The 25357-nt window shown below is 69.6% G+C and carries 25 protein-coding genes and 1 rRNA gene; 15 read left to right on the top strand and 11 right to left on the bottom strand.

Going from position 1 to position 25357, the window contains the following annotated elements; genetic code table 11:
* Positions 1–53: 53 nt before the first annotated feature.
* Together ACFOWZ_RS21715 and ppgK are read right to left on the bottom strand one after the other, a co-directional pair.
* On the bottom strand, positions 54–1382 hold the full coding sequence (locus ACFOWZ_RS21715) for an RNA polymerase sigma factor (RefSeq protein WP_030464834.1): 1329 nt from the start codon (positions 1380–1382) through the stop codon (positions 54–56).
* A 218-nt stretch (positions 1383–1600) separates the two neighbouring features.
* Positions 1601–2362, bottom strand: a complete 762-nt coding sequence (gene ppgK, locus ACFOWZ_RS21710) for a polyphosphate--glucose phosphotransferase (RefSeq protein ID WP_382375237.1) — start codon at positions 2360–2362, stop codon at positions 1601–1603.
* 115 nt (positions 2363–2477) lie between these two features.
* Here ppgK and ACFOWZ_RS21705 point away from each other — a divergent pair, with 115 nt between their 5' ends.
* The gene (locus tag ACFOWZ_RS21705) at positions 2478–3272 is read left to right on the top strand and encodes an inositol monophosphatase family protein (protein WP_382375235.1); all 795 of its coding nucleotides are present in this window, start codon (positions 2478–2480) and stop codon (positions 3270–3272) included.
* Between the two features lie 218 nt (positions 3273–3490).
* Here ACFOWZ_RS21705 and ACFOWZ_RS21700 read toward each other — a convergent pair whose 3' ends face one another.
* Both ACFOWZ_RS21700 and cei read right to left on the bottom strand, forming a co-directional pair.
* Positions 3491–3757: a hypothetical protein gene (locus ACFOWZ_RS21700; RefSeq protein ID WP_382375233.1), complete on the bottom strand. Its 267-nt coding sequence runs from the start codon at positions 3755–3757 to the stop codon at positions 3491–3493.
* Positions 3758–3773: 16 nt separating this feature from the next.
* Positions 3774–4484, bottom strand: coding sequence for an envelope integrity protein Cei (gene cei, locus ACFOWZ_RS21695; RefSeq protein WP_382375231.1), 711 nt, complete (start codon positions 4482–4484; stop codon positions 3774–3776).
* A gap of 421 nt (positions 4485–4905) precedes the next feature.
* Here cei and ACFOWZ_RS21690 point away from each other — a divergent pair, with 421 nt between their 5' ends.
* Positions 4906–5205 (top strand): DUF4193 domain-containing protein, encoded by a 300-nt coding sequence (locus ACFOWZ_RS21690; RefSeq protein WP_030464829.1) that lies wholly within the window; start codon positions 4906–4908, stop codon positions 5203–5205.
* Positions 5206–5265: 60 nt separating this feature from the next.
* On the opposite strand, the gene ACFOWZ_RS21685 is transcribed toward ACFOWZ_RS21690, so the two are convergent.
* Complete coding sequence (locus ACFOWZ_RS21685) at positions 5266–5727, bottom strand: DUF3093 domain-containing protein (RefSeq protein WP_382375229.1); 462 nt, start codon at positions 5725–5727, stop codon at positions 5266–5268.
* A gap of 24 nt (positions 5728–5751) precedes the next feature.
* Between ACFOWZ_RS21685 and dut the strand changes: the two genes are divergently transcribed.
* Together dut and ACFOWZ_RS21675 are read left to right on the top strand one after the other, a co-directional pair.
* The gene (dut, locus tag ACFOWZ_RS21680; RefSeq protein WP_030464827.1) at positions 5752–6225 is read left to right on the top strand and encodes a dUTP diphosphatase; all 474 of its coding nucleotides are present in this window, start codon (positions 5752–5754) and stop codon (positions 6223–6225) included.
* 3 nt (positions 6226–6228) lie between these two features.
* The gene (locus ACFOWZ_RS21675) at positions 6229–6843 is read left to right on the top strand and encodes a DUF3710 domain-containing protein (protein ID WP_382375227.1); all 615 of its coding nucleotides are present in this window, start codon (positions 6229–6231) and stop codon (positions 6841–6843) included.
* On the opposite strand, the gene ACFOWZ_RS21670 is transcribed toward ACFOWZ_RS21675, so the two are convergent.
* On the bottom strand, positions 6840–7508 hold the full coding sequence (locus ACFOWZ_RS21670) for an alpha/beta fold hydrolase (protein ID WP_382375225.1): 669 nt from the start codon (positions 7506–7508) through the stop codon (positions 6840–6842). The two genes, ACFOWZ_RS21675 and ACFOWZ_RS21670, sit on opposite strands and share 4 nt — an antisense overlap.
* 69 nt (positions 7509–7577) lie before the next feature.
* Here ACFOWZ_RS21670 and ACFOWZ_RS21665 point away from each other — a divergent pair, with 69 nt between their 5' ends.
* Together ACFOWZ_RS21665 and ACFOWZ_RS21660 are read left to right on the top strand one after the other, a co-directional pair.
* On the top strand, positions 7578–7958 hold the full coding sequence (locus tag ACFOWZ_RS21665; RefSeq protein WP_030464824.1) for an OB-fold nucleic acid binding domain-containing protein: 381 nt from the start codon (positions 7578–7580) through the stop codon (positions 7956–7958).
* Positions 7955–8707: a DUF3159 domain-containing protein gene (locus ACFOWZ_RS21660; RefSeq protein ID WP_382375222.1), complete on the top strand. Its 753-nt coding sequence runs from the start codon at positions 7955–7957 to the stop codon at positions 8705–8707. The genes ACFOWZ_RS21665 and ACFOWZ_RS21660 overlap by 4 nt, the downstream gene beginning before the upstream one ends.
* 53 nt (positions 8708–8760) lie before the next feature.
* On the opposite strand, the gene ACFOWZ_RS21655 is transcribed toward ACFOWZ_RS21660, so the two are convergent.
* On the bottom strand, positions 8761–11322 hold the full coding sequence (locus ACFOWZ_RS21655) for a helix-turn-helix transcriptional regulator (RefSeq protein WP_382375220.1): 2562 nt from the start codon (positions 11320–11322) through the stop codon (positions 8761–8763).
* A gap of 51 nt (positions 11323–11373) precedes the next feature.
* Entirely contained in the window at positions 11374–13932 is a 2559-nt protein-coding gene (locus ACFOWZ_RS21650) for an AAA family ATPase (RefSeq protein ID WP_382375218.1), read from the bottom strand.
* Between the two features lie 76 nt (positions 13933–14008).
* On the opposite strand from ACFOWZ_RS21650, the gene ACFOWZ_RS21645 reads away from it, so the two are divergent.
* Positions 14009–14509, top strand: coding sequence for an RICIN domain-containing protein (locus ACFOWZ_RS21645; protein ID WP_382375216.1), 501 nt, complete (start codon positions 14009–14011; stop codon positions 14507–14509).
* On the opposite strand, the gene ACFOWZ_RS21640 is transcribed toward ACFOWZ_RS21645, so the two are convergent.
* Both ACFOWZ_RS21640 and ACFOWZ_RS21635 read right to left on the bottom strand, forming a co-directional pair.
* Positions 14506–15162, bottom strand: a complete 657-nt coding sequence (locus tag ACFOWZ_RS21640) for a potassium channel family protein (protein ID WP_030464818.1) — start codon at positions 15160–15162, stop codon at positions 14506–14508. The two genes, ACFOWZ_RS21645 and ACFOWZ_RS21640, sit on opposite strands and share 4 nt — an antisense overlap.
* On the bottom strand, positions 15162–15824 hold the full coding sequence (locus ACFOWZ_RS21635) for a potassium channel family protein (RefSeq protein WP_030464817.1): 663 nt from the start codon (positions 15822–15824) through the stop codon (positions 15162–15164). The genes ACFOWZ_RS21640 and ACFOWZ_RS21635 overlap by 1 nt, the downstream gene beginning before the upstream one ends.
* Before the next feature lie 82 nt (positions 15825–15906).
* Between ACFOWZ_RS21635 and ACFOWZ_RS21630 the strand changes: the two genes are divergently transcribed.
* From ACFOWZ_RS21630 to ACFOWZ_RS21615, 4 genes are all read left to right on the top strand, one after another.
* The gene (locus tag ACFOWZ_RS21630) at positions 15907–17892 is read left to right on the top strand and encodes an APC family permease (protein WP_382375214.1); all 1986 of its coding nucleotides are present in this window, start codon (positions 15907–15909) and stop codon (positions 17890–17892) included.
* A complete protein-coding gene (locus ACFOWZ_RS21625; protein ID WP_382375212.1) occupies positions 17889–19079 on the top strand; it encodes a class I SAM-dependent RNA methyltransferase in 1191 nt (396 codons plus the stop codon). The genes ACFOWZ_RS21630 and ACFOWZ_RS21625 overlap by 4 nt, the downstream gene beginning before the upstream one ends.
* Before the next feature lie 62 nt (positions 19080–19141).
* Positions 19142–21046 (top strand): 1-deoxy-D-xylulose-5-phosphate synthase, encoded by a 1905-nt coding sequence (gene dxs / locus ACFOWZ_RS21620; protein WP_382375210.1) that lies wholly within the window; start codon positions 19142–19144, stop codon positions 21044–21046.
* A gap of 165 nt (positions 21047–21211) precedes the next feature.
* A complete protein-coding gene (locus ACFOWZ_RS21615; protein ID WP_382375208.1) occupies positions 21212–21916 on the top strand; it encodes a slipin family protein in 705 nt (234 codons plus the stop codon).
* On the opposite strand, the gene ACFOWZ_RS21610 is transcribed toward ACFOWZ_RS21615, so the two are convergent.
* Positions 21917–22327, bottom strand: a complete 411-nt coding sequence (locus tag ACFOWZ_RS21610; protein ID WP_382375206.1) for a nuclear transport factor 2 family protein — start codon at positions 22325–22327, stop codon at positions 21917–21919. It lies immediately after the preceding gene.
* A gap of 86 nt (positions 22328–22413) precedes the next feature.
* Between ACFOWZ_RS21610 and ACFOWZ_RS21605 the strand changes: the two genes are divergently transcribed.
* From ACFOWZ_RS21605 to ACFOWZ_RS21590, 4 genes are all read left to right on the top strand, one after another.
* Positions 22414–22854 (top strand): MarR family winged helix-turn-helix transcriptional regulator, encoded by a 441-nt coding sequence (locus tag ACFOWZ_RS21605; protein ID WP_382375204.1) that lies wholly within the window; start codon positions 22414–22416, stop codon positions 22852–22854.
* Positions 22855–22918: 64 nt separating this feature from the next.
* The gene (locus ACFOWZ_RS21600; RefSeq protein WP_030464810.1) at positions 22919–23602 is read left to right on the top strand and encodes a response regulator transcription factor; all 684 of its coding nucleotides are present in this window, start codon (positions 22919–22921) and stop codon (positions 23600–23602) included.
* 4 nt (positions 23603–23606) lie between these two features.
* Positions 23607–24734 carry a sensor histidine kinase gene (locus tag ACFOWZ_RS21595; protein WP_382375201.1) on the top strand — a complete coding sequence of 376 codons (1128 nt, stop codon included), beginning with the start codon at positions 23607–23609 and terminating at the stop codon, positions 24732–24734.
* Positions 24735–25118: 384 nt separating this feature from the next.
* Positions 25119–25357: ribosomal RNA gene (locus tag ACFOWZ_RS21590) — 16S ribosomal RNA — on the top strand; the annotation flags it as partial.

The raw sequence follows: 25357 nt of genomic DNA, 5'->3' as shown, positions 1-25357 counted from the left end.
AAAGATCCCCGCACCGAACCGGTGCGGGGATCTCTGCGTATGCCTGAGTAGGACTAGTCGAGGTAGTCGCGCAGGACCTGGGAGCGCGACGGGTGACGCAGCTTCGACATCGTCTTGGACTCGATCTGGCGGATGCGCTCACGCGTGACGCCGTAGACCTGGCCGATCTCGTCCAGCGTGCGCGGCTGGCCGTCGGTCAGGCCGAAGCGCAGCCGGACGACGCCCGCCTCGCGCTCGGACAGCGTCGCGAGCACCGACTGGAGCTGGTCCTGGAGCAGCGTGAACGACACGGCGTCGACCGCGACGACGGCCTCGGAGTCCTCGATGAAGTCACCGAGCTGGCTGTCGCCCTCGTCACCGATCGTCTGGTCCAGCGAGATGGGCTCACGCGCGTACTGCTGGATCTCCAGCACCTTCTCGGGCGTGATGTCCATTTCCTTGGCGAGCTCTTCCGGCGTGGGCTCGCGGCCCAGGTCCTGGAGCAGCTCGCGCTGGATGCGGCCCAGCTTGTTGATGACCTCGACCATGTGCACCGGGATGCGGATGGTGCGGGCCTGGTCGGCCATCGCGCGGGTGATCGCCTGACGGATCCACCAGGTGGCGTACGTGGAGAACTTGTAGCCCTTGGTGTAGTCGAACTTCTCGACCGCGCGGATCAGACCCAGGTTGCCCTCCTGGATCAGGTCCAGGAACGCCATGCCGCGGCCGGTGTAGCGCTTGGCGAGCGACACGACGAGACGGAGGTTCGCCTCGAGCAGGTGGTTCTTGGCGCGCTCGCCGTCGCGGACGATCCAGCGCAGGTCGCGGCGCAGCTGCGGGGTGAGCTTCTCCGCCTCCTCCTCGGAGCGGCGGACGCGCTCGGCGGCGTAGAGGCCTGCCTCGATGCGCTTGGCGAGCTCGACCTCCTCCTCGGCGTTGAGGAGGGCGACCTTGCCGATCTGCTTCAGGTACGCCCGGACGGAGTCGGCCGAAGCGGTGAGCTCCGCGTCCTTGCGCGCTTGGCGCAGGGCCTCGGACTCCTCCTCGTCCCAGACGAAGTCGCCCTCGTTCTTGGGGTCCTCCGCCTCCTCGGGCTCGTCCACGACCGGCTCGTCCACGAGCTCGACGTCGTCGACCAAGTCCTCGGCGCCCGGAGCGCCTTCCATGTCCTCCGGCTCTTCGCCGTCCTTCTTGGTGGCACCCTTCGCGGCAGGATCGGCCTTGCCGGCCGTCTTGCGCGGGGTCTTGGCGCCGGCGGCCTTCGCGGCGGGCTTCTTCGCTGCCGCAGCGGTCGTCTTGCGCTTCGGCTTCTCCTCGGCCTCACCGGCCGCGGTCGCCTTGGTCGTCTTGGCGGCGCTCGCGGCGGAGCTGGAGCGTCGGGTTGCGGTTTCTGCGGCTGCCACGTACGCCCTTTCGCGACGGTCGTTCAAGGCAAACCAGAGGGCGCGAAACCTCGGTCGCCAGAGTTCAGGGGATCTCCCCGCCGATCTTGCTTGGCGGGTGTGCGTTCCATTGTAACGACGTCGGTGACGCGGTGTTGCGCCCCGAGGTGCTTCGGGGCGCTCTCACCTGCGTTGTCGCAGCTAGATCGAGTCGGACACGTTTCGGTGTCGAATGGTCGTCAGGGCCTGACGCCGTGTGCGGCAGCCCAGGCAGCGCCCACGATGCCCGCGTCGTTCTTCAACGCGGCGGCGACGACCTCGGTGCGAACCTCGAGCAACGGCAACCACTTGTGCGCCTTCTTGCTCACACCGCCGCCGGCGATCACGAGGTCGGGCCAGATGAGGTCCTCGAGCACGTTGATGTACCGCGTGACCCGAGGCGTCCACTCCTCCCAGCTCATGCCCTTCTCCTCCTTCACAGAGGCGGCCGCGCGCTTCTCCGCGTCGTGCCCGTCGACCTGAAGGTGTCCGAACTCGGTGTTCGGGACCAGCTTGCCGTCGAGGAACACCGCGCTGCCGATGCCCGTGCCGAACGTCAGCAGCACCACGGTCCCGTCCTTGCCGACGCCCGCGCCGAACGACATCTCCGCGATGCCGGCCGCGTCCGCGTCGTTCATCACGACGATGTCCTCGGGCTTGCGCTTGAGGCGCTCCGCGAAGAGCTTCTGGGCGTCGCAGTCGATCCAGCCCTTGTCCACGTTCGCGGCGCTGAGGGCGACACCGTGCTTGACCACGCAGGGCAGCGTGATGCCGACCGGCCCGTCCCACTGGAACTTCTCGACGATCTCGGCGACGACCTCCGCGACCGCTTCCGGCGTCGAGGGCTGAGGCGTGGGGATCCGCATGCGTTCGCCGTCCAGTGCTCCTGCTTCGAGGTCGACCAGGCCGCCCTTGACGCCGGAGCCGCCGATGTCCACACCGAACCCGCGGGTGATGCCCATCCCCGTGGTCCTTCCTACTAGATCCTGCTGGCTTCGATTCAGTAACCGTGGTGCGCAGACATTAGCCTGAGGTAGTCCGATAGTCCCGTGCTAGTGACGCAGGAGGGAACCGGTCGTGTTCGATCCCCGGCCACTCGTTGACATCGCGACCGCCATCGGACGGGAAGCAGGCGCTCTTGTTCAGCGCATGCGTGCTTCCGCCGTCGTGTCGTTCGACACCAAGAGCACCTCGACGGACGTGGTGACGGCAGCGGACCGCGCCTCGGAACAACTCGTCCGGACGCGTCTGTCCGAGTTGCGGCCGGGCGAGCCGGTGCTCGGCGAGGAGGAGGGCGGAGAGGTCGTCGACGGCCTCACGTGGGTGGTGGACCCCATCGACGGCACCGTCAACTACCTCTACGGCATCCCCTGGTACTCGGTGTCGATCGCCGCGCAGCTCGACGGCGAGTCGGTCGCGGGTGCGGTGGTGGAGCCGGCGACCGGCCGGGTGTGGACCGCGGCGCGGGGGCACGGGGCCTTCCTGGACGGCTCACCGCTGCACGTGTCCGCGACGACCGACCTGTCGCTGTCCCTGCTCGGGTACGGGTTCGCATATCGGGCGGAACGGCGCCAGCGGCAGGCCGACACGTGGGCGGCGATGGCGACGCGGGTGCGTGACATGCGCCGCGCGGGCGCGGCGTCGCTGGACCTGTGCTCGGTGGCGGCCGGGCGGCTCGACGCGTATGCCGAGCACGGGCTGGGGCGGTGGGACTGGGCGGCCGGCGGGCTGATCGCCGCGGAGGCCGGTGCGGTGGTGCGGTTGCCGGGGTCGTCGCCCGAGCTGGGGGAGGACGCGACGTTCGCCGCGGCGCCCGGGATCGCGGAGGCGATGCACGGTGCGCTCGTGGAGAGCGGGTTCGGCAAGGTGTGACGTCGTCAACGTTGATCGCGCCGGATCAACGTTGACGGAGCGGAATCAACGTTGATGGGTTGTCGACATGTCGATGGCCTCATGCAACGGCGCACGCGACATATCTGCTGGTCAGCGCGCTGATATATCGGTTATGCAAAAGACGTTTGCGGACGTCCGCAAACGTCTTTTGCATAAGGGTCGTTGCGTGGGGCAGCACGGCCCCACAGGTGCGTTCGTCAGGCGGCAGACTGTATGCACTCGCCCAGGAGCGGTTCCACGAAACGGGCGACCTCGGGCCCCACGAACACGGCGAGCCCGACGACCCAGATGTCGCCGAAGTCCAGCGACCGGTCCACCAGCACGAAGACCACGGCCAGGGCCGTGAGCGCGTCGAACTTCAGGCTGAACCAGATCCACCGCAGATCCTGGCGCAGGAACACCGCACGAGCCACGGGTCGGCCGCGCCAGAGGACGTGCTCGCCCGGAAGAAGATCGACCCCCAAGGGGGCGCGGTAGCGGTCAGCCGCAGGTCACGTCGCGTGCGCCGGCCAGGTTGTCCGCGTTCAGCGTCGGCGGGGCGGCTGCCGCGACCTGGCCGCCCTGCTGTTCCGGCTGCTGCTCGGCCCACTCCTTGAGCTGGTCGAGCACCTTGCGGGCGTCGCTGTTCGGCTTGACCTCGTCGAACTTCTTGCCGATCGCGATGTCGACGGTGGCGTCCTGGCGGTCGTCGCGCACGAGCTCCAGGCACGGTTCCAGCAGCGACAACGTCCTGGCCGCCTGTGCGCCGGGGGCGCCGAAGCGGATCTGGCCGCGGCAGTTCATGTCGCCCGCCGGGTAGATCAGGTCGTTGCCGGGGTCGGCCACCTGCTTGAGGCCCAGCTCGGTGAACATCGTGGCCACGGCCTTGGCGTGGTTGCGCTGCGTCGAGGCGTTCACGACCTTGAAGTTGACCTCGCCGACCGGCACCGGGTTGGTGCGGTCCAGCGCGTCGTGCTCCAGGACGGTGCCCAGCGCCGGGGGCGGGGCCGTCGGTGTGGCGGCGGCGGGGTCGGCCGCGGTGGTCGAGTGGCCGGGCGCGTTGCACTTGATGGCCGCGTCCACGTCGCTTGCGTTGCCGAGCACCTTCACCCAAACGAACACGGAACTGACCAACAGCACCGCGAACAGCACGAGGGCGGGCACGGGCCGACGCCGCTTGTAGGGCGTCAAGCTTCCCGATGCGGGTCCCACGTCCGAAGCCCTCCCCGTGTTCCGTCCCCTGTGATCAGCCTAGGCCCTGCCCAGCTGACGCGCCCCCTGGCGGGCGTGACCCAACGCACCGGCCTGATTGCTCACAGTCAGGACGGTACCGGCCCGGCGCCAGGTTGCACGCCGGGGTTAACACGCTCCCGCACAGGGTATCGGTCCTGCGTAGAAAGGTTGTGTCACCCGTCCGGTCGGTAAGGGGTAACCCGATGCCGGGGCACTCGGACAATGAGCTACCCTCTGCGCGCTCCGCCGACATGTGGATCAAGCCGACGGTCACGTCAAGGGGGTTGGCTTGCCACCGAGTGCGAGAGACCTACGTCACCTTGACGTGGGGCACAAAAGAGGGCGCTGGAGCGTTAACCAGCGACACGAACAGTCTCCGTAGACCGCAGGGGTGAAGAAGATGGCGACCGACTACGACGCGCCGCGTCGCAGCGAGGCGGACGAACTCGCTGAGGACTCCCTCGAGGAGTTGAAGGCCCGGCGGAACGAGACGCAGTCCGGCGTCGTCGACGTCGACGAGGACGCGAGCGCGGAGAACTTCGAGCTCCCCGGTGCCGACCTTTCCGGCGAGGAGCTCACGTTCAAGGTCCTGCCCAAGCAGGCCGACGAGTTCACGTGTTCGAAGTGCTTCCTGGTGCACCACCGCAGCAGGCTCGCCGAGGACAACAACGGCGTGTACATCTGCCGCGACTGCGCCTGATCCGAGTCCGCCAGAAAGAACTGGGCGCTCACCCTCACGGGTGGCGCCCAGTTGTGTCTTTCAGGACTTGATCGCCGCGGCGAGCTCCTCCGGGCGCCGCGTGCTGATCACCCAGTAGGGCGTCGGGTCCTCCGGGTCGTTCACCCGCACCCGCACGAGCGGCTTGACCCAGCCCCGGTGCACGACGAACGCGGCCGGGTCCAGCTCGGGGCCCATCGCCCGGCGCCGGTCCTGCGGCGCGATGATCTCGACCTCGCCGAGCAGCTCGAGAGGGATGTGGGCGTCGCCCGCCCTCAGCTCGCCGTCGGCCACCTCGACCTTCGTCGACCCCATCCGCACGATCAACACGAGCGTCAGCGGCAGCAGGATCACGTACGGCAGCCACGACCGCACACCGGGGAAGCCCATGTGCACCTCGGCGGCCAGCAGGCCCGCCGCCAGCAGTGGCAGCGGCCAGATCCACCACGTCACGTACAGGCGTTCGCGGAAGGTCGTAGTGGCGGTCACGGCAGTCTCACTCACGTCGTCAGGGTAATCTCGGCCGCCGTGTCCAGCGTCGAGGTGTTGCTGACCCGGCTCGATCCGGGGGTTCCCGTGCCCGCCTACGCCCGTCCCGGCGACGCGGGCGCCGATCTGGTCACCACGTCGGACGTGGTCATTCCACCAGGCGAGCGCGCCGTGGTCGGCACCGGTGTCGCGATCGCGCTGCCGGACGGGTTCGCGGGCTTCGTCCACCCCCGTTCCGGACTGGCCGCGCGGGCCGGGCTGAGCGTGGTCAACACGCCCGGCACGATCGACTCCGGCTACCGCGGTGAGATCCGCGTTTGCCTCGTGAACCATGATCTCCGTGAGCCGATCGTGCTGTCGCGCGGCGACCGGATCGCCCAGCTCGTCGTGCAACGCGTCGAGCACGCGGTGTTCCGCGAGGTCGCCGAGTTGCCGGAAACGGAACGCGGTGCGGGAGGCTATGGCTCGACGGGCGGGCACGTGGTGCTCGCCAGCACGCAGACGGAGGGTTAAGGCATGTTCGGAAGGCGCCGCAAGCGCGGTCGTCACTCCGCGGGGGCGGTCGACACCGGTCCGGAGCACGACGAGGTGTTCGACGACGTCGAAGGTCCGTGGGACTCCACCGTGGCGCCCCGCGACGACGTGCAGCGCCTCGACCTGGGATCGGTGCAGCTGCCGATGCCGGACGAGGCCCAGCTGCAGGTCGAGATGGACCAGCAGACCGGTGCCGTGCGCGCGGTGCACGTCCTCACGTCCGTGGGGCAGTTGACGGTCAGCGCGTTCGCCGCGCCGAAGTCGGGCGGCCTCTGGAAGGAGGTCGGCGCCGAGCTGATCGCCGGCCTCAAGGAGGACGGCGCCCGCATCAACCGCGAGAACGGCGAGTGGGGCGAGGAGATCACCGCGCGCAACCAGGGCGTGCAGATCCTCTTCGTCGGCGTCGACGGCCCGCGCTGGATGCTGCGCGGTGTCGCGGCCGGTCCTGAGGAGCACTTCGCGCAGAACTCCGAGGCGTTGCGCGAGATGCTGCGCGGCACCGTCGTCGTGCGCGGTGACCAGCCGATGCCGCCCCGCACCCCGCTGCCGGTCGAGCTGCCGGAAGCGATCGCCCGCCACATCGAGCAGCAGGGTTAAGACAGCTCCTGACGCGCCTGCTGCCACGCCTGCACCGCGCGCCCCAGTGCGCGCGGGTAGGCGTCGAGCGTCGTGGTGACGAGCACGGCGCGTGGAATGGCGTCCGCCCACGCCCGAGCGACGTCGATCGGGTGCACCGGGTCGTCGGTGCACCCGACGATTCCCGTCGGCACCTTCAGCGTCTTCAGCTCGTCGAGCGTCGGGGCGAGTGACTCCGAGGCTTCTTCGAGGTGCGGCACGAGCTGGTCGCCGTAGCCGTGCCACGCCCTGGACAGTTCGTCGTGCAGCCAGCCGGTCGTGCCGGAGAGCGCGGTCGCGAGGCCTTCGTCGCGGACGACGCCCGCGCTCACCTTGGCCGCGAGCGCCGCGGGTGCCCGGTGCGGTGCGCCGCTCCACGCGGGCAGCGCGAGGATGAGCCCCGCGCACCTGTCCGGGTTCCGCACAGCCCACGTGGCGGCGACGTGCGCACCCAGTGAGACACCGCCCACCACGATCGGGTGGCCTTGGAAGGCATTTTCGAGCGCCGTCAACCGTTCACTGAGTGTGCGAACACGTGGAGCGGTGAAAACAGCGCCGACCTGCGACAACGGCTCGGCGAACACGGAACGGACAAAAACCTCGTCGGAGGCGGTTCCGGGCAGAAGGACGACGGTCTCGGCAGGCACGCCCGAGATTGTCGGCCCTCGTGCGTACCCTCACTCACAGACGGTCCACACCACGGGGCCACTTGAGCAATGCAGGAGTCGGGGATGAGCGGCTATTGGCGCCGCTTGGTGCGTCGCTTGACCAGCGACGTCGCCGAGCTCGACGCGGACGACCTCTCGCGAAAAGCGGAGGCCGTCGGCGCGGTGAAGGCCTGCGACTGCAAGTCCGGTGAGGAGGTCACCGTGCTCGGAAGGCTCCGCAGCGTGGAGCTCTGCCCCCGTGACGCGGCCGCCACTCTGGAAGCTGAGCTCTACGACGGCACCGAGGGCGTGACCCTCGTCTGGCTCGGCCGCCGTCGCATCGCGGGTATCGAGCCTGGTCGGACGATCAAGGCCCGTGGCCGCATCGCCGTGCGCGACGGGCGCAAGGTGCTCTACAACCCCTATTACGAGTTGCAGAACGCTTCATGACTTCAGCTGAGACCGAAGAAAAGCAGCCCACCGTCCTCGAGCAGATGGGCGGCGTGAGCGGAATGCTCTACTCGTCGCTGCCCGTCCTCGTCTTCGTGATCGTCAACTTCGCCGCCAAGAACCTCATGGCCGCGATCATCAGCTCCCTCGCCGCCGCCGTCGTCATCGGCGTGATCCTGGCGGTGCGCAAGGGCACGGTCCAACCCGCGATCTCCGCCGTCTTCGGCGTGGGCGTCGCGGCGTTCATCGCCTACAAGACGGGCGAGGCCAAGGGCTTCTTCCTCTTCGGCATCTGGCAGAGCATCGTCTACGGCAGCGCGTTCCTGCTGTCGATCATCGTGCGCTGGCCGCTCGCCGGCGTGATCTGGACGTTCCTCAACGGCAGGGACCGCTCCTGGCGCAGCGACAAGGCCTCGGTCCGCGACTACGACATCGCGACCTTCGTGTGGGCCCTGGTCTTCTTCGCCCGCTTCGTGGTCCAGCGCTGGCTCTACGACGAGGACCAGGTCGGCTGGCTCGCGGTGGCCCGCCTCGCGATGGGCTATCCGCTGATGGCCATCGCCCTGCTCGCCACGGTCTGGGCGGTCCGCCGGGCCGACAAGCGCCTCAAGGCCGCCGAGGAAGCCCGTGCGGCCGAGGCGAGCGAGGAAGAGGTGCTGGCCCGCACCGCCGACGACCTGCTGACCCCGGACATGGACGAGCTCAAGCGCGTCGTCGAGACCGAGTCGCGCGACAAGTCCCGCGACTGATCCTGCTCCGCTTCGACGGCCGGTGTCTCCTCGGAGGCGCCGGCCGTTCGTCGTCAGGACGGCCCGAGCACCGTGCGCAGCTCGTCCCTCCCCGTCACCCCGAGCACGCCGTAGATCGCGTGCAGGTGGTTGTCGACCGTGCGCTTGGACGTGTGGAGCTTCTCCGCGATCTGCTGGTTGGTGAGCCCGGACGTCGCGAGCCTCGCCACCTCGGCCTGGCGCCGGGTCAGGTGGGTCAGGCCGTCCACGCGCAGGGCGGGGGTGCGGACGCCGTCGAAGTCGCGCATCAGCAGCGCCTGGCGCGCCGAGGCCTGGGAGGCCGCGCGTGCGTTGTCCTGAGCGCGGTGCAGCCGGGCGGCGGACGCCAGGGCCTCGGCCGCGTACAAGGTGGCGCCCAGACGCAGGAAATCCGTCGCCACCGCCTCCAGGGCGGTCGGTGCGGCGTGCGCGAGAGCGGTCGCGTGTGCCGCGTAGGCCTCGGTCAGCGGGTCGCCCATGGTCGACGTGAGGGCCGCCAGGCGCAGGGACGTGTCGACGCCGAAGCGCGCGGCGTCGTGCAGGGCCCAGGCCTCGCTGCTGTGCACGCCCAGTTCGGCGCTCTCGTCGGCGGCGGCCATCGCGGCGTCCGCGGCGGCGCGGACGTCGCCGGTGCAGGCGAGCACCCACGACCGGGCCACCGACACGGTCACGCCGGTCAGCTGCCAGGCGGGGCGGCGGGCTTTCTCACCGCGGGCGAGGGCCTCCTGCGCGAGGTCGCCGTCGCCGCACAGGGCCGCGGAGGCGGCGAGGTTCGCGAGCGCGATCGTGTCGAAGATCAGCGGATTGTCCGGCGTCTTCGGACTGCCCTCACGCGCGAATCGCAGGGCCTGTGCACCGTGGCCGCGCAAGCGCGCGCAGAAGGACAGCACGCTGTAGAGCGATGTCGCGCCCGTGAAGGCCAACTCGTCGAACGACCTGTTGTACATCGTCAGCGCGAGGCTTTCCGCCTCGGCGAGCCGGCCGCTGAACGCAAGTGCGAAGCAACGCATGCGCAGCGCGCCGTCGTCCGGCTCCTGCGGTTCGTCACTCGACGCCAGCTCCTCGGCCTCGTAGCCCGCGATCTCCTCCAGGCCTTCGCGGAACCGGCCCGCGTGCACGAGACACAACGCCCTGGTGCGTCGCATGTGGACGGACAGATGTGGTGCCACCGGCCGATAGGTGTCCTCCAGGACTTCGGCCGCGGGACGGTACTGCGCCTCCTCCAGGGTCCTGACCACGGTCAGCCAGTCCCGCAGGTCCGCCGGGAGCCCCGGAACGTCGACGGCGTCGAGCACCGCGACGGCGGCGTCCGCGTCGCCGAGTCCGAAGTGGAGGTTCATGGACCTGGTGGCGCCCAGGCGACTCAGGTCCTCAGCCGACAACGGGCCGCTCATCACGTCCGCCAGCGTGGACTCGGCCTGGTCCGGCGCACGGCCGTGCATCAGCACCTGGCCGAACACGTGCCCGACCCGGCTCAGCCCGCCGGCGTCGACGGCCGCGCGGCACAGGCGTTCGGCGAGCGTCACGTCCTGCGCCGCCCACGCCTGTTCGGCCGCCGCGGCCAAGAGGTCCAGCGAGATCGGCGAGCCGCCGTCCAGCCGCCACGTGGCGATGCGCATCAGATCCTCGCGGCGGCGTGCGCCCGTCGCCTCCAGACCGGCGGCCAACGCGCGTTGGTGCGACTGCGCGCGCAATTCAGGACACGTCCCACGAAGCAGGCTGCCGTACAACGGATGCCCGAGCCGCACGACCGTACGGCGTCCCGACGACTCGACGAGGATCAACGCCCGTGTCTCGAGGTCGTCCAGCGACTCCTCCTGCACCAGCGACGCCAGCAGGTCGAGCTCCACCGGTTCGGAGTAGGCGAGCAGCTCCAGCGCGTGCCGGTGCGACGGCTCCAACCGGCCGAGGTTCTCCTGCACGAGCTCCCCGAGCCGCCCGCCGAGCTCGATCGCGCCGTGCCACGACCAGATGCCCTCGGCGGTGCGCAACGACCCGACGGCACGGCCGGACACGACGAGTTCCCTGAGGTACAAGGGGTTTCCGGTGCTGCCCGACCACAGCAACGACGCCGTGCGCGTGTCCACCGGCCCGTCCAGCGCCCGTTCCAGCAACAGGTCGGACTCGGCGCGGGACAGGTCACCGAGCGGATAACGCGTCAGCAACCCTTCCTGCCACAGCTCGGAACGTTCACTCGGCCGTGAGGTGACCAGCACCCGTGCGTGCCCGTGGCGGATCATGTGGTGCAACAACCCGATGGAGGCGTCATCGAGCAGATGCGCGTCGTCCACCACGATCGTCAACGGCTGCGGTTCGGCCAGTAGGTGCTCAACGGCGCGACCGAGCGGGTTCGCCGTGCGCATGTCGGCGGGCAGCATCGCGGCCAGCGCGCCGAACGGGATCGACGACGTCGCCACGGTCGCGTAGCAGCGCCGCACGGTGACACCGGTCTGCTCCAGCCGTGTCACGACTTCGTCCGTGAGACGGGTTTTGCCCACCCCGGCGGCCCCGACGAGCGCGGCGCCCTTCCCGTCGGGTTCGGTGAGCGCGGACATCACGTCCTCGAGCTCCCGCACCCTGCCCACGAACGGCCACACACCTCGCAGTGTGCCGAAGACGCGGGCTTGCGCGCACATCGATTAGCGCGGTCAGGCCTGGCCGAAGAGCGCGCGCAGCCCATTCCGTCCGGTCACACCCACCGCCGCGTACGTCGTGTGCAGGTGGTTGTCCACGGTGCGTTTGGCGATGGCGAGCCGTTCGGCGATCTCCACGTTCGTCAGGCCCGCCACGGCCAGACGCGCGATCTCCAGCTGACGTGGTGTCAGCGCGGCAAGCGTGCTCGTGACGACCAGACCTGGCGTGGTCGCCCCGTCGAACGACTCCGCGAGCGCCGAAGCCTGCCGCTCCAGCCGGTCCGCCTCACGGGGCCGGTCGTGCAGCCGCGACAACCTGCTGGCCTCCGCGAGCGCCTCGGCCGCGTACAACGTGGCTCCGCACGCCGTGAACGCCGCCGCCACCTCCTCCAGGCCTGCCGCGTCACGCAACGCGCGCGCTTGCGCGTGTGAGGCGCACGCCGTCGTCAGCGGATCCCTGCGGGACTTCGCGAGCTCCAGCAGCCGTGGCGAGGTGTCCGCACCGAACCGCGCCGCGTCGTGCAGCGACACGATCTCCTCGGAGTGCGCGCCGTGTGCACGCGCGGCGGCGGCGTTGTCCAGAGCGGCCTGCATCGCCTCGTTGACGCGTCCTGCACCGGCGAGCACCCACGACCGTGCGGCGCCCACGGCGAACTGCGCGATGCGCCACGCGGGCCGCAACCCGGCCTCAGCGCGCGCCAGCGCCCGTTCCGCACGATCGGACTGCCCGTGCAACGCGGCAGCGGCGGCGAACTCGGCCAGCAGCAGCACGTCCCACATCATCGGCCGCGAGTTCGGCCGGCCGTCGGACTCGGGAACGCCCTCCGCGGTGATCCGCACGGCGGCGGCGGCCTGTCCGCGCAACCGCGCGCTCTGGCTCAGCAGCACCCGCGGCGGCACCTGCGTCACCGACCAGCGGCCCTCCTCGATCACCTCGGCCAGCGCCTGTGCGGCCCGCTTCTCCGCCTGAGCCAGGTCGCCGCAGCGCAGGATGCTCTCGTTGCGCACGCCGTTCGCCGCGTTCGCCAGCGACGGGAACCGCCCCGCCGTCGCGAGGACCGCGTCGTGGTTGTCCTCGACGCGCGCGATGGCCTCGGTGTAGCGGCCGGCGAACTGGTCGGCGAACGCCAGCACCTGCCGCCCCGCCGTCGCCGCCCAGCCGCCCTCGGCGATCAGCAGCTCTCCGCCGAGCCGCGCGATCGGCAGCGGCGCGGCCTCCAGCGCGAACGTCAGCGCGAAGAACAGCACCGCGTGCTCCAGCTCCGGCGGCAGCTCCCGCGCGGTGACCTCGTCCAGCACCGCCACCGCGGCCTCCTCGTCGCCGAGGCCGAAGAACAGGTTGAACGCGCGCGTGCAGCCGACCTGGATCAACGTGAGGACGTCGCCGCCCGCCGCCATGGTCTCGGCGAGCACGTCCTCGGCCTGCGCGCACTGCCGCTGGTACATGAGCACCAGCCCGAGCACGAGCCCGACGCGGGACGTGGCCCCGCGCGCCACCGCCGCCCGCGACAGCCGTTCCGCGAGCTCCCAGTCCTGGGCCGACAGCGCCTGTTCGGCGGCCCGCGCGAGCACGTCGGGCGACTCCGCCGTGCCGCTGTCGAGGCGCCACGTCGCGACCCGCACCGCGTCGCCGGGCCGGTCCGCGCCTCCTGCTTCGAGCCGGTCAGCCAACGCTCTTCGATGCGCGCGCGCTCTCAACGTGGGGCACGTCGCACGCAGGCGCGCGCTGTAGAGCGGATGGGCGACGCGCGCGCGTCCGTCGTCACCGATGCGCACGAACCCCATGTCCACGAGCTCCCGCGGGATCGGCATCAGCTCGGGTTCGAGCGGCTCGCCGTACGACAGCAGCTCCAGCGCCCGCCGTTGCGGTTCCGCGAGCCGTCCCAGCGTCAGGTCGACGAGCTCTGCGAGCCTGCCGGACAGCTCCAGCGGCCCGTTCCAGCTCCAGCCGCCCTGAGTCGCGGTGAGCGCGCCCGAGTGCACCCCCGCCGCGACGAGTTCCTTGAGGTACAACGGGTTGCCCTGGCTGTTGGCCCACACGAGGTGCCGCGTCGAGGCGTCGGCAGGCCCGCCGAGCGCCGTCGTGAGCAACTGGTTCGCGCGTTCCTGGTCGAGTGCGTCGACGTCGACGACAGTCAGTCCTTCCAGACCCCAGCCGGGCCGCGCCGTGCAGATGACCCGCGTCAGCCTGTGGCGCACCACGTGCTGCAACACCAACAACGACGCGTCATCGAGCAGATGTGCGTCATCGATCGACAACACCCGTCGCCCGCCACGAGAGAGATGTTCGGCCGCGGCACGGACGGAGGACAACGGCAGAAGCGACGCCCCTTGCGAGGCGGGCAGGTCGGCCGGGACGTGCGAGGCGATCGCGCCGAGGGGGATCCGCGAGGTGGCGACCGTGGCGTAGCACCGCACCACCGCGTGAGGCACGGCGGCGAGAATCTCGGCCGCCAGGCGTGTCTTGCCGACGCCGGGAGGGCCGGACAGCAGCACCGCACCGTCCGCGGAAAGCGCTCGCAGCGCGGCCCGCAGTTCACTCTCGCGCCCGACCAGGGGCAGCTGATCGCTCACAGCTGGTAAGTGCTCGCTTCCGCAGCGCAGATACCTTCAGGTGTATCAGGTCGTGCGCGCGCAGCGTCGTCTCGCCATGAACCTTCTCAAGCGCAAGGCCACGTTCATGGCAGCACTGACGCTCGTCGCCGGCGGCGTCCTCGTCACGACCTCCTCCTCGGCGGAGGCGCAGACGACGTTCCAGATCTCGTCGCGGTTCAACAACCGGTGCATGACCGCGGCCACCGGCCAGAACGGCGCCGGGATCATCATGGTCGACTGCCAGAACGCGCCGACCCAGCGCTGGTACTGGGACGGGCTGCGGCTGCGCAACGCCGACGGCGGCAGATGCCTCACCGCCGCCTGGGGCAACGGTGACAACGGCGCCCACCTGCAGATGTACGACTGCCAGGCCAACAGCCCCGCCCACCAGCTCTTCTACCGCCCCGCCTCGCACAGCTACGAGGTCGGCCGGATCCGGTCGTGGATGTACGGCAACCGGTGCGTCGAGATCGCGGGCGCGAACTGGTGGCAGGGCGCCTCCGTGCAGCTGTGGGACTGCCACGGCGGCGGCAACCAGTACTGGAACGCGCCCTAGTAGCCGAGGGCGGTCTTGATGTCCTGCTCGACGGCGGCGGTCGTGACGAACAACAGCTCGTCGCCGCCCTCGAGCGTGTCGTCCGGCTGCGGCACGATGACCCGTCCGCCGCGCAGGATCGTCACCAGCGCGGCGTCGCGGGGCAGCGTGAGCTCCGAGACGGCACGGCCGGCGAACGGCGTCGACTCGTCGAGGGTGATTTCGACGAGGTTCGCCTGGCCCTGCCGCAACGTCAGCAGCCGCACGACGTCACCGATCGTCACGGACTCCTCGACCATCGCGGCGAGCAGCCGTGGCGTCGACACGGCCACGTCGACGCCCCACGACTCGGTGAAGAGCCATTCGTTCGTGGGGTCGTTCACGCGCGCGACGACGCGACGGACCGCGAACTCCGTCTTGGCCAGAAGCGACACCACGAGGTTGACCTTGTCGTCACCGGTCGCGGCGATCACCACGTCGCACAGCTGCATGCCGGCGTCCTCCAAAGAGGACAGCTCGCACGCGTCGGCCTGCACCCACTCCGCCTGCTCGACCGAGTTCGGGTCGAAGTGCGCCCGGTCCCGCTCGATCAGCATCACCTGGTGCCCGTCGGACACGAGCTCCTGCGCGATGGACCGCCCCACCGCGCCCGCGCCAGCGATCGCGACCCGCATCAGCTCTCCTCCGGTGCCTGCAGCGCCGCCGCCGCGACGTCGGTGATCGTGCCGGACAGCGCCGCCACGTAGATGGTGTCGTCGGCCTGCACGACGGTCTTGGCGTCCGGCAGCACACCCGTGCCGAACCGCATCAGGAACGCCACGCGGGCGCCGATGGCCCCTTCGAGCTCGAACACGGGCCGGCCGACCCACGTCTCGTCGACCTCGATCGGCAGCACCGCGACGGTGCCGGACGGGTCGCGCCACGCGGTCGCCGCGCCCTCGGGCAGCAGCATCCGCAGGAACCGGTCGGTCGACCACGGCACGGTCGCCACCGTCGGGATGCCCAGCCGCTCGTACACGGCCGCGCGCTTGTGGTCGTAGATGCGGGCGACGACGTGCTCGACGCCGAACGTCTCCCGCGCCACGCGCGCCGAGATGATGTTCGAGTTGTCGCCGCTGGAGACCGCCGCGAACGCCCCGGCGCGCTCGACGCCCGCCTCGATCAGGACATTGCGGTCGAAACCGTTGCCGACGACCTGCTGGCCGTGGAAGTCGCTGCCCAGCCTGCGGAACGACTGCGCATCCTTGTCGATCACGGCCACCTGGTGGTCGAGCCGCTCGAGGGCCCTGGCCAGGGAGGCTCCCACCCGGCCACATCCCATGATCACCACGTGCACGACATGCCTCCTCAGGCGAACTCTGCGCAGAACCTACCGAGCATTAGCCCGTCCCGGTGAGCGGACCCCTTACGCTCTGGCCGTGTCCAAGCTCGCCACCGCTGCCAAACGCCTCCTGGTCGGACGGCCGTTCCGCAGTGATCGCCTCGCTCACACCCTCCTGCCCAAACGAATAGCCCTCCCGGTGTTCGCCTCCGACGCCATGTCGTCGGTCGCGTACGCGCCGGAGGAGATCTTCCTGATGCTGTCGGTGGCGGGGCTGAGCGCCTACGCGCTGGCGCCGTGGGTGGGCGTCGCAGTCGTCGTGGTCATGCTGACAGTCGTCGCCAGCTACCGGCAGAACGTGCACGCCTACCCGTCGGGCGGCGGCGACTACGAGGTCGCGACGGTCAACCTGGGCCGCAGAGCAGGACTCACCGTGGCGAGCGCCCTGCTCGTCGACTACATCCTCACGGTCGCGGTGTCGATCTCGGCTGCGGCGGCGAACATCGGGTCGGCGATCCCGTTCGTCGCGACCCACAAGGCGGAGTTCGCGGTCGCCGCGATCGTCGTCCTCACCGCGATCAACCTGCGCGGCATCCGGGAGTCCGGCAGCGCGTTCGCGATCCCCACCTACGCGTTCATGATCGGCATCTTCGGCCTGATCGGGTGGGGCCTGTTCCGCGGGTTCGTACTCGGTGACGAGATGCGCGCGGAGAGCTCCGGCCTGGAGATCCACGCCGAGGGCGACCACCTGATGGGCCTCGCGTTCGTGTTCCTGGTGCTGCGGGCGTTCTCGTCCGGTTGCGCGGCGCTCACCGGCGTCGAGGCGATCAGCAACGGTGTGCCCGCGTTCCGCAAGCCCAAGTCCCGCAACGCCGCCACGACCCTGTTGATGATGGGCGGCATCGCCGTGACCATGCTGATGGGGCTGATCGTCCTCGCGCAGCTGACCGACGTGCGGATGGCCGAGTCGCCGGAGCACCAGATCACCAACGCCCCGGCGGGCTACGAGCAGAAGACGATGGTCGCGCAGGTCGCGCACGCGGTGTTCAACAACTTCCCGCCCGGCTTCTTCTTCATCACCGGTGTCACCGCGCTGATCCTGGTGCTCGCCGCGAACACCGCGTTCAACGGCTTCCCGGTGCTCGGCTCGATCCTCGCCCAGGACCGTTATCTGCCGCGCCAGCTGCACACCCGCGGCGACCGGCTCGCGTTCTCCAACGGCATCGTGTTCCTGGCGGGCTTCGCGGTCGTGCTGGTGATCGCCTTCGACGCCGAGGTCACGCGGCTCATCCAGCTCTACATCGTCGGTGTGTTCGTGTCGTTCACGCTGAGCCAGCTCGGCATGATCAAGCACTGGCAGCGGCTGCTCAAGACCGAGACCGACGCCCAGGCGCGCACCCGGATGCGCCGCTCGCAGGCGATCAACACGTTCGGTCTCGTCATGACCGCGACCGTGCTGATCATCGTGCTGATCACCAAGTTCACCAAGGGCGCGTGGATCGCCATCGCCGCGATGGCCGCCATCTACGCGTTGATGACGGCGATCCGCAAGCACTACGACACCGTCGCCGAGGAACTGCGGCAGCAGGAGCGCGTGCGCACGATGCCGGCGCGCAACCACGCGATGGTGCTGGTGTCCAAACTGCACATGCCGACGTTGCGCGCGTTGTCCTACGCCAAGGCCACACGCCCGGACGTGCTGGAGGCCGTCACGGTCAACGTCGACGACGGCGACACCCGCAAGCTCGTCGCGCAGTGGGAGAAGGAGAACTTCAAGATCCCGCTGAAGGTGATCGAGTCGCCGTACCGCGAGATCACCAGGCCCGTCCTCGACTACGTGAAGCGCGTGAAGTCCGACAACCCGCGCGACGTCGTCACCGTGTTCATCCCCGAGTACGTCGTCGGCCACTGGTGGGAGCAGCTGCTGCACAACCAGAGCGCGTTGCGGCTCAAGGGAAGGCTGCTGTTCCAGCCGGGAGTGATGGTCACCAGCGTGCCGTGGCAGCTGGCGTCGTCGACGAAGGTCCGCGACAAGGACGTCATCGCGCCCGGCGCCGTCCGAAGGGGACTTGACGACCGATGAGCTGGGTTGGCGAGAAGTTCGAAGTAGAAGTCGGATCAGTTGCACACGGTGGGCACTTCGTTGCACGGCACGAGGGGCGCGTTCTGTTCGTGCGTCACGCACTGCCTGGCGAGCGCGTCATCGCGTCGGTGTACGAGGACAACGGCGGGTCCTTCTGCCGTGCGGACGCCGTGGAGGTTCTTCAGCCATCACCTGACCGCGTCGAGCCGCCGTGCCCGTTCAGCGGGCCGGGGATGTGCGGTGGCTGCGACTTCCAGCACGTGTCGTGGGACGCGCAACGGGAGCTGAAGGCCCAGGTCGTCCGCGAGCAGCTCGCGCGCCTGGGCAAGATCGAACGTGACGTCGTCGTCGAGGCCCTGCCGGGTGGTCCGCTGGAGTGGCGGACGCGGATCCGGATGGCCGTCGACAGCGAGGGCAGGCCGGGTTTCCGCGGCACCCGATCCCACGAAGTGATCCCGGTCGACCACTGTGTGATCTCCCGGCCGGGCATGGTCGAGGCGGTCGCTGACCGAACGTGGCGAGCCCAGGAGCTGACCATCGTCCAGGACGGTGACGGCAACCGCCATGTAGGTGAGGTGCGCGGGCGACACACCGTGCGACGCGCCGGATCCGGTACGGCCGTGGAGACCGCCGCTCACCGGAAGTGGCGAATTTCGGCCGACGGCTTCTGGCAGGTGCACCCGGCGGCCGCGGACACGTTCGCGACCGTCGTGGGGGAGTGGATCGCGGCCGAACCGGGCCAACGCGCGTGGGACCTCTACGGCGGTGCGGGACTCTTCGCGTCGGTGCTCGCACGGCAGGTCGGCGAGACCGGATCCGTGCTGGTCGTCGAGTCTTTCGCGGGCGCCGTGGAGGACGGTCGCCGCAACCTTCGCCGCATGTCCCAGGTCGAGTGGGTGGTGGACAAGGTGGAGCGAGCCGTGACGCGCAAACTGCCCGTCGAGGACCCTCATGTCGTGGTGCTCGACCCGCCGCGCAAGGGTGCGGGCAAGGTCGTTGTGGCTGAAGTCGCACGACGCCGTCCCGAACGGGTGGTCTACGTGGCCTGCGACCCCGCCGCTCTGGCGCGTGACCTGGCTGAATTCACAGTTCAGGGCTACCGGCTGGAGGACCTGCGGGCGTTCGACGCGTTCCCGATGACACATCACGTGGAGTGCATCGCCCTGCTCGTTCCTGAGACGAGGTGACAAATCGTCTCAGGCGAGTCTCCGTAGACTGGGCCGAAGTCTTCAGGAGTGAGGTGGGCGTGGTGACCCTGCTGGAGTCCGTGCACGGACCAGCTGATCTGAAACGGATGGACGAGGCGCAGCTGAAGCAGCTGTGCGGGGAGATCCGTCGTTTTCTGGTCGACAAGGTGTCCAAGACGGGCGGGCACCTGGGCCCGAACCTGGGTGTCGTCGAGCTGACCGTCGCGCTGCACCGCGTGTTCGACTCGCCGCAGGACCCGATCGTCTACGACACCGGTCACCAGTCGTACGTCCACAAGATCGTCACGGGTCGCCGCGACGGCTTCGACCGGTTGCGCCAGCAGGGCGGGATGTCCGGTTACCCGTCGCGGTCGGAGTCCGAGCACGACGTGCAGGAGAGCTCGCACGCCTCGACGGCGCTGTCCTACGCCGACGGCCTGGCGAAGGCGAAGCAGATCAACGGCGCGCACGGCCACGTGGTCGCGGTCGTCGGTGACGGCGCGCTGACCGGCGGCATGTGCTGGGAGGCGTTGAACAACATCGCGGCGGACAAGACGCGTCCGGTCGTGATCGTGGTCAACGACAACGGCCGCTCGTACTCGCCGACGATCGGTGGTCTCGCGGACCACCTGTCGTCGCTGCGCCTGCGTCCCGGCTACGAGCGCGTGCTGGAGAGGGGCAAGAGCGCGCTGCAGCAGACGCCGATCTTCGGCAAGCCCCTCTACGCCGCCCTGCACGCCGCCAAGCGCGGCATCAAGGACGCGCTGGCGCCGCAGGCGATGTTCGAGGACCTCGGCCTCAAGTACATCGGCCCGGTCGACGGCCACGACATGGGGACGCTCGAGTCCGCTCTGCAGCGCGCCAAGGCGTTCGGCGGACCGGTCATCGTGCACGCCGTCACCCGCAAGGGCATGGGGTTCGCGCCGGCCGAGAACCACGAGGCCGACCAGATGCACGCCACCGGCGTCATCGACCCGATCACCGGCGAGGACCTGAAGCCGTCCAGCCGCACCTGGACGCACGTGTTCTCCGATTCGCTGGTCGAGATCGGCCGCGAGCGCTCCGACGTCGTGGCGATCACCGCCGCGATGCAGGGCCCGACCGGCCTGGACGCGTTCGCCAAGGCGTTCCCGGAGCGCTTCTTCGACGTCGGCATCGCCGAGCAGCACGCGCTGACCTCCGCCGCCGGCCTCGCGATCGGTGGTCTGCACCCCGTCGTGGCCGTCTACGCGACGTTCCTGAACCGGGCGTTCGACCAGCTGCTGATGGACGTGGCGCTGCACAAGCAGGGCGTCACGGTCGTGCTCGACCGCGCGGGTGTCACCGGCCCGGACGGCGCGTCGCACCACGGCATGTGGGACATGTCGATCCTCGGCGTCATCCCCGGCGTGCACGTGGCGGCGCCGCGTGACGCGGGCACGCTCGCCGAGGAGCTGCGCGAGGCCGTGGCGATCTCGGACGCGCCGTCGGTCATCCGCTACCCGAAGGCTTCGGTCGGCGCGGATCTGCCCGCTCTTGAGCGCGTTGGTTCCGTTGACGTGCTTCGGCGGTCGGGCAACGACGTGCTGTTGGTGACCGTCGGTGCGTTGGGCGAGCTCGGGCTGGAGGCCGCGCAACGGCTGGAGGACCAGGGCATCGGCGTGACGGTCGTCGACCCGCGGTGGATCTACCCGATGTCGTCCGACCTCGTGGAGATGGCCGCGTCGCACAAGCTCGTGGTGACCGTCGAGGACGGTGGCCGGCACGGTGGCTTCGGTTCGGCTCTCGCGGCCGCACTGCGCGACGCCGACGTCGAGGTGCCGTTGCGCGACATCGCGTTGCCGCAGCAGTTCCACGACCACGGCTCCCGCGGTGAGGTGCTGGCGTTGTGCGGCATCACGGCGCAGGACGTCGCACGGCGCGTGACGGAGTGGGCCGCGCGGCTGGAGTGCCTGCCGGTCGAAATCGACGAGCCCGCGGACAAGTAGTTCGGTTACTCTTCCGTCTCGCGCCCGCTGAAGCGACCCGGCAGGACTTCCTGTCCGGGTTCCGCGCTCAAGGCGGGTGTTGGGTGCCTTAGAAGCATTCAGGTTCGATCCCTGAGCGCCACGACCCCGGTCGCACGTGGGGATGTCGGGCTTTGCGAGTCCCTTGTGGACTCCCGCCTCGACGTTCCGCCGACCGGGGTCGTGGTCTACCTGGAGACGGTGGAGACGATGAAGCACACGTTGTACCCGTGGGAGCGGGGTGTTCGGTTCGATCGCGGCGTGTTGGTGGGTGAGGTGGAGCCCGGACAGCACAAGTTCCCGCGGCGTGTCGTGCTGCACCGCGTCGACGTCCGTCCACGCACGATGACCCCCGCCGCGCAGGACGTGCCGACGTCCGACGGTGTGCTTGTCCGCGTGACCGTTGTTGTGCGGTGGGCCGTGTCGTCGGCGACGACCTTCGTCGTGGCGTCTGCTGGTCCTGAGGCTGAGCTCTACACGGCCGTGCAGCTCGCATTGCGCGGTGCGGTGCTCACGCGTGCGCACTCGGCTGTCGATGCCGAGCGCGACGCGATCGCTGCCGAGGTGCTGGAGGCTGTTGCCCTTCGGGCGGCTGAGCTGGGTGTGTCGGTCTCCGACGTGGCCGTCCGGGATGTCGTCATGCCCGGTGAGCTGCGGCGTGCCGCGCTGGCCGAGCTGGTGGCGGCCTCGGAGGGACGTGCCGCGCTGGAGCGGGCCCGCGGCGAGACCGCGGCGCTGCGGTCGTTGCTGAACGCGGCCCGGCTGGCGGAGGAGCACCCGGCGTTGCTGGAGCTCCGCGCGCTGCAGGCCGCGTCGACCGTCGTGGTGGATCGGCCCGCCCGCAGGTCCTGATCACCTCTCGTTCAGCCAGACGAGGGTGGTTCGGTACTCGCGCAGCCGCCAGCCGTCGGGCGTCCTGACGACGACGCCGTCGAGGCGCAGGCCGGCGGTCCGGTGGGGCGCCTGGCCCGCGCGGAAGAAGTAGGTCACCGAGTTCGCCGAGGTGGTGGCCTTGTCGCCGTCGACATCCACCAGCAGGTCCGTGGTCACGTGCTGGGTGAGCTCGTCCGGGTCCTCGGCCTTCCGCATGACGGCGACGAGCTCGTCGATGCCGTTGAGCTCGCCGTTGCGGGGCGACGAAACCGAGATGTCGCGGTCGAAGACGGTGTGCGCGTTGTCCCACCGCTTCTCGTCGAGCAGACGGTTGAGCCGGCTGAACAGGTCGACGATCTCGATGCGGTCTAGCAGGACTTCAGTGTTCATGCGATCCCCTATGTTGGTGGCGCCAACGTTGGCGCCACCAACATACACGTTATCGTTGGCCGCGCCAACGGCTTAGGATGACGTTCATGGAGGAGACCCCCGCACGCCTGGCGGACAAGCCGAGCTGGCTGCTCACCCAGCTGGCCGTGCACGCGCACCGGCTGGCCTCCGAGGGCTTCGTCGAAGCGGGGGCGCGCGGCTACCACTACCGCGTCCTGGCCGCGCTCGACGAGTTCGGCGTCGCCAGCCAGGCCGAGCTCGGCCGCCGCTGCAACATGGACCGCAGCGACGTCGTGGCGGCGGTGACCGAGCTGGAGGAGCGGGGTTTCGTCGACCGCGCACAGGACCCGAAGGACCGCAGGCGCAACACGGTGATGGTCACCGAGCTCGGCAGGACGCAGCTGTGTCGGCTGGACCGGGCGCTCGACCAGGCGCAGGACGATCTGCTCGGACCTCTGTCGGAGCAGGACCGGCAGACCCTGACCCGGCTGCTCGGCGTTCTCCTCGCCCACCACCAGCGCGATTGAGGCCGACAGGCCGCGTGAAGGTGCCGTTAAGCGTGGTCTCAGGTGAATGTGGCACCTTTGACGCGTGCGGATTCTGGTAGTCGAGGACGAGGCGCCTCTGGCCGACGCGATCGCTCGCGGCCTGAGGCGTGAAGGCATGGCCGTGGACGTCGCGTACGACGGCGAGACCGGGCACGAGAAGTCGACCGTCACGCGGTACGACGTGGTTGTGCTCGACCGCGACCTGCCGGGGATGTCCGGTGACGAGCTGTGCAAGGAGATCCTCAGCTCCGGCGCGCTCACCAGGGTCATGATGCTGACGGCGAGCGGGACCATCGAGGACCGCGTCGCCGGGTTGTCGCTGGGCGCGGACGACTACCTCGCGAAGCCGTTCGCGTTCCCCGAGCTGGTCGCGCGCGTACGGGCGTTGGCGCGGCGTGCGACGCCTGCGACGCCGCCCGTGCTGTCCGCTCAGGACGTCGAACTGGACCCGGCGCGGCGGACGGTGTCGCGCGGCGGGCAGCCGATCGAGCTCACCCGCAAGGAGTTCGGCGTGCTGGAGGTCCTGCTCGCGGCGAAGGGCTCGGTCGTCAGCAGCGAGGAGCTGCTCGAACGGGTGTGGGACGAGAACGCCGACCCGTTCACCACGACCGTGCGCGTCACGGTCATGACGTTGCGCAAGAAGCTCGGTGAACCGGGCATCATCGACACCGTCGTGGGCTCCGGCTACCGGGTGCCCAGCGCTTCGATCGGACCTGCTGAGGACTAGCCCCATGCGCAGGCGCGGACCCGGACTGCGTCTCCGGATCACGCTCCTCACCACCGCGCTCGTCGCGGTGGTGAGTGCTGTGCTGCTCTTCCTGGGGTGGACGCTGGTCGGGCGGGTCTTCGACTCCTCGCCCTCGTTCCCGTCCGGGAGCCAGGTCACCGTCGACGGGGTCAACGTCGACGTGACGGTGCTGACGAACGCGTTGACGCAGGCTGCTCGTGAGGACCTGCTCCGCGCGGGGCTGATCGCGTTCGCGTGCATGGTGCTGGCCGCCGCTGTGCTGGCGTGGACGTTCACCGGCCGGGTGCTGAAGCCGTTGCACGACGTCACGGGTGCCGCGCGCCGGTTGTCGGCGGAGTCGCTGGGGTCGCGGCTGCGGTTGGAGGGGCCGCGCGACGAGGTCGCGGACCTCGCGGACACGTTCGACGCGATGCTCGACCGGCTGGAGGCGGCCTTCGACTCGCAACGCCGGTTCGTGGCGAACGCATCGCACGAACTGCGCACTCCTCTCTCGGTGGTGCGCACGGAGCTGGACGTGACTCTGTCCGATCCGGACGCAGACGTGGAAGAGCTGCGACGCATGGCCGGCGTCGTGCGCGCGGCAGGGGAGCGCGCGGAACAGTTGGTGTCCGCGCTGCTGCTGCTCGCGCGCACGGACGGAATCGGGCTCGCGGTGCGTGAGCCGGTCGACCTCTCTGCTGTCGTGGAGTCCGCGTGGAAGGCCGTGCGGGCGGAGGCCGAGGCGCGCAACCTGCGCACGGTGTTCCGGTGCGCGCCGGCGCTCGCGATCGGGGATCCCGCCCTGCTGGAGCGCATCGCGGGGAACCTGCTGGAGAACGCCGTCCGGCACAACCACGTCGGCGGGTGGATCGAGACCGTGGTGGAGACGGGGCCGCAGTGGTCCGTCGTGCGGGTGTCGTCGTCGGGTCAGCTGATTCCGCCGGACCGCGTCGAGGAGCTGTTCGAACCGTTCCGGCGCGGGGGCAAGGACCGCACGAGCCACTCCGGTACCGGTCTGGGGCTCTCGATCGTGCGGGCCGCAGTGGCCGCGCACGGAGGGTTTGCGCAGGCAGTGGCCGTGCCGACAGGTGGTCTGTCGGTGACGGTGCACCTGCCGAGCGCACCCCGCTAGCGGCAGATACAAGATTGTCGGCGTGGCCCCGGTCACACTGTGCGTCGATCTTGGCGGGTTTGGGCCGTCCGCGTGGTGGCTGACCTGCGGTTACGCGGTGCGGGACCCCCGATTTGGATGTTGGTGGGCGCCCGTGTAAATTTCTCTCTGCCAGCGCGGAACGGGCCGGGAAACACCGGAACGGAGCGCGGCGAAAGACTTCTAAGCCTGACACAGCCCCGGAAGTGACTCTCCTCGGAGATGAGCTGCGGTGAGCGCGTGTTCTTTGAGAACTCAACAGCGTGCCGAAACACAGCCAGTAATATGAATACTCCTCGTCAGGAGTATTCCTTTGAGTAGACCAGATTGCCAGACATATTCCGTCTGGAGCGATCAACACAATCCTTATTGGAGAGTTTGATCCTGGCTCAGGACGAACGCTGGCGGCGTGCTTAACACATGCAAGTCGAGCGGTAAGGCCCTTCGGGGTACACGAGCGGCGAACGGGTGAGTAACACGTGGGTAACCTGCCCTGTACTCTGGGATAAGCCTTGGAAACGAGGTCTAATACCGGATACGACCACTGATCGCATGATCGGTGGTGGAAAGTTCCGGCGGTATGGGATGGACCCGCGGCCTATCAG

The organism is Lentzea rhizosphaerae (assembly GCF_042649515.1).
GTDB classification, from domain to species: domain Bacteria; phylum Actinomycetota; class Actinomycetes; order Mycobacteriales; family Pseudonocardiaceae; genus Lentzea; species Lentzea aerocolonigenes.
Note: the sequence above shows the minus strand (reverse complement) of the source record. Positions and strands in the feature narration are given on the sequence as shown.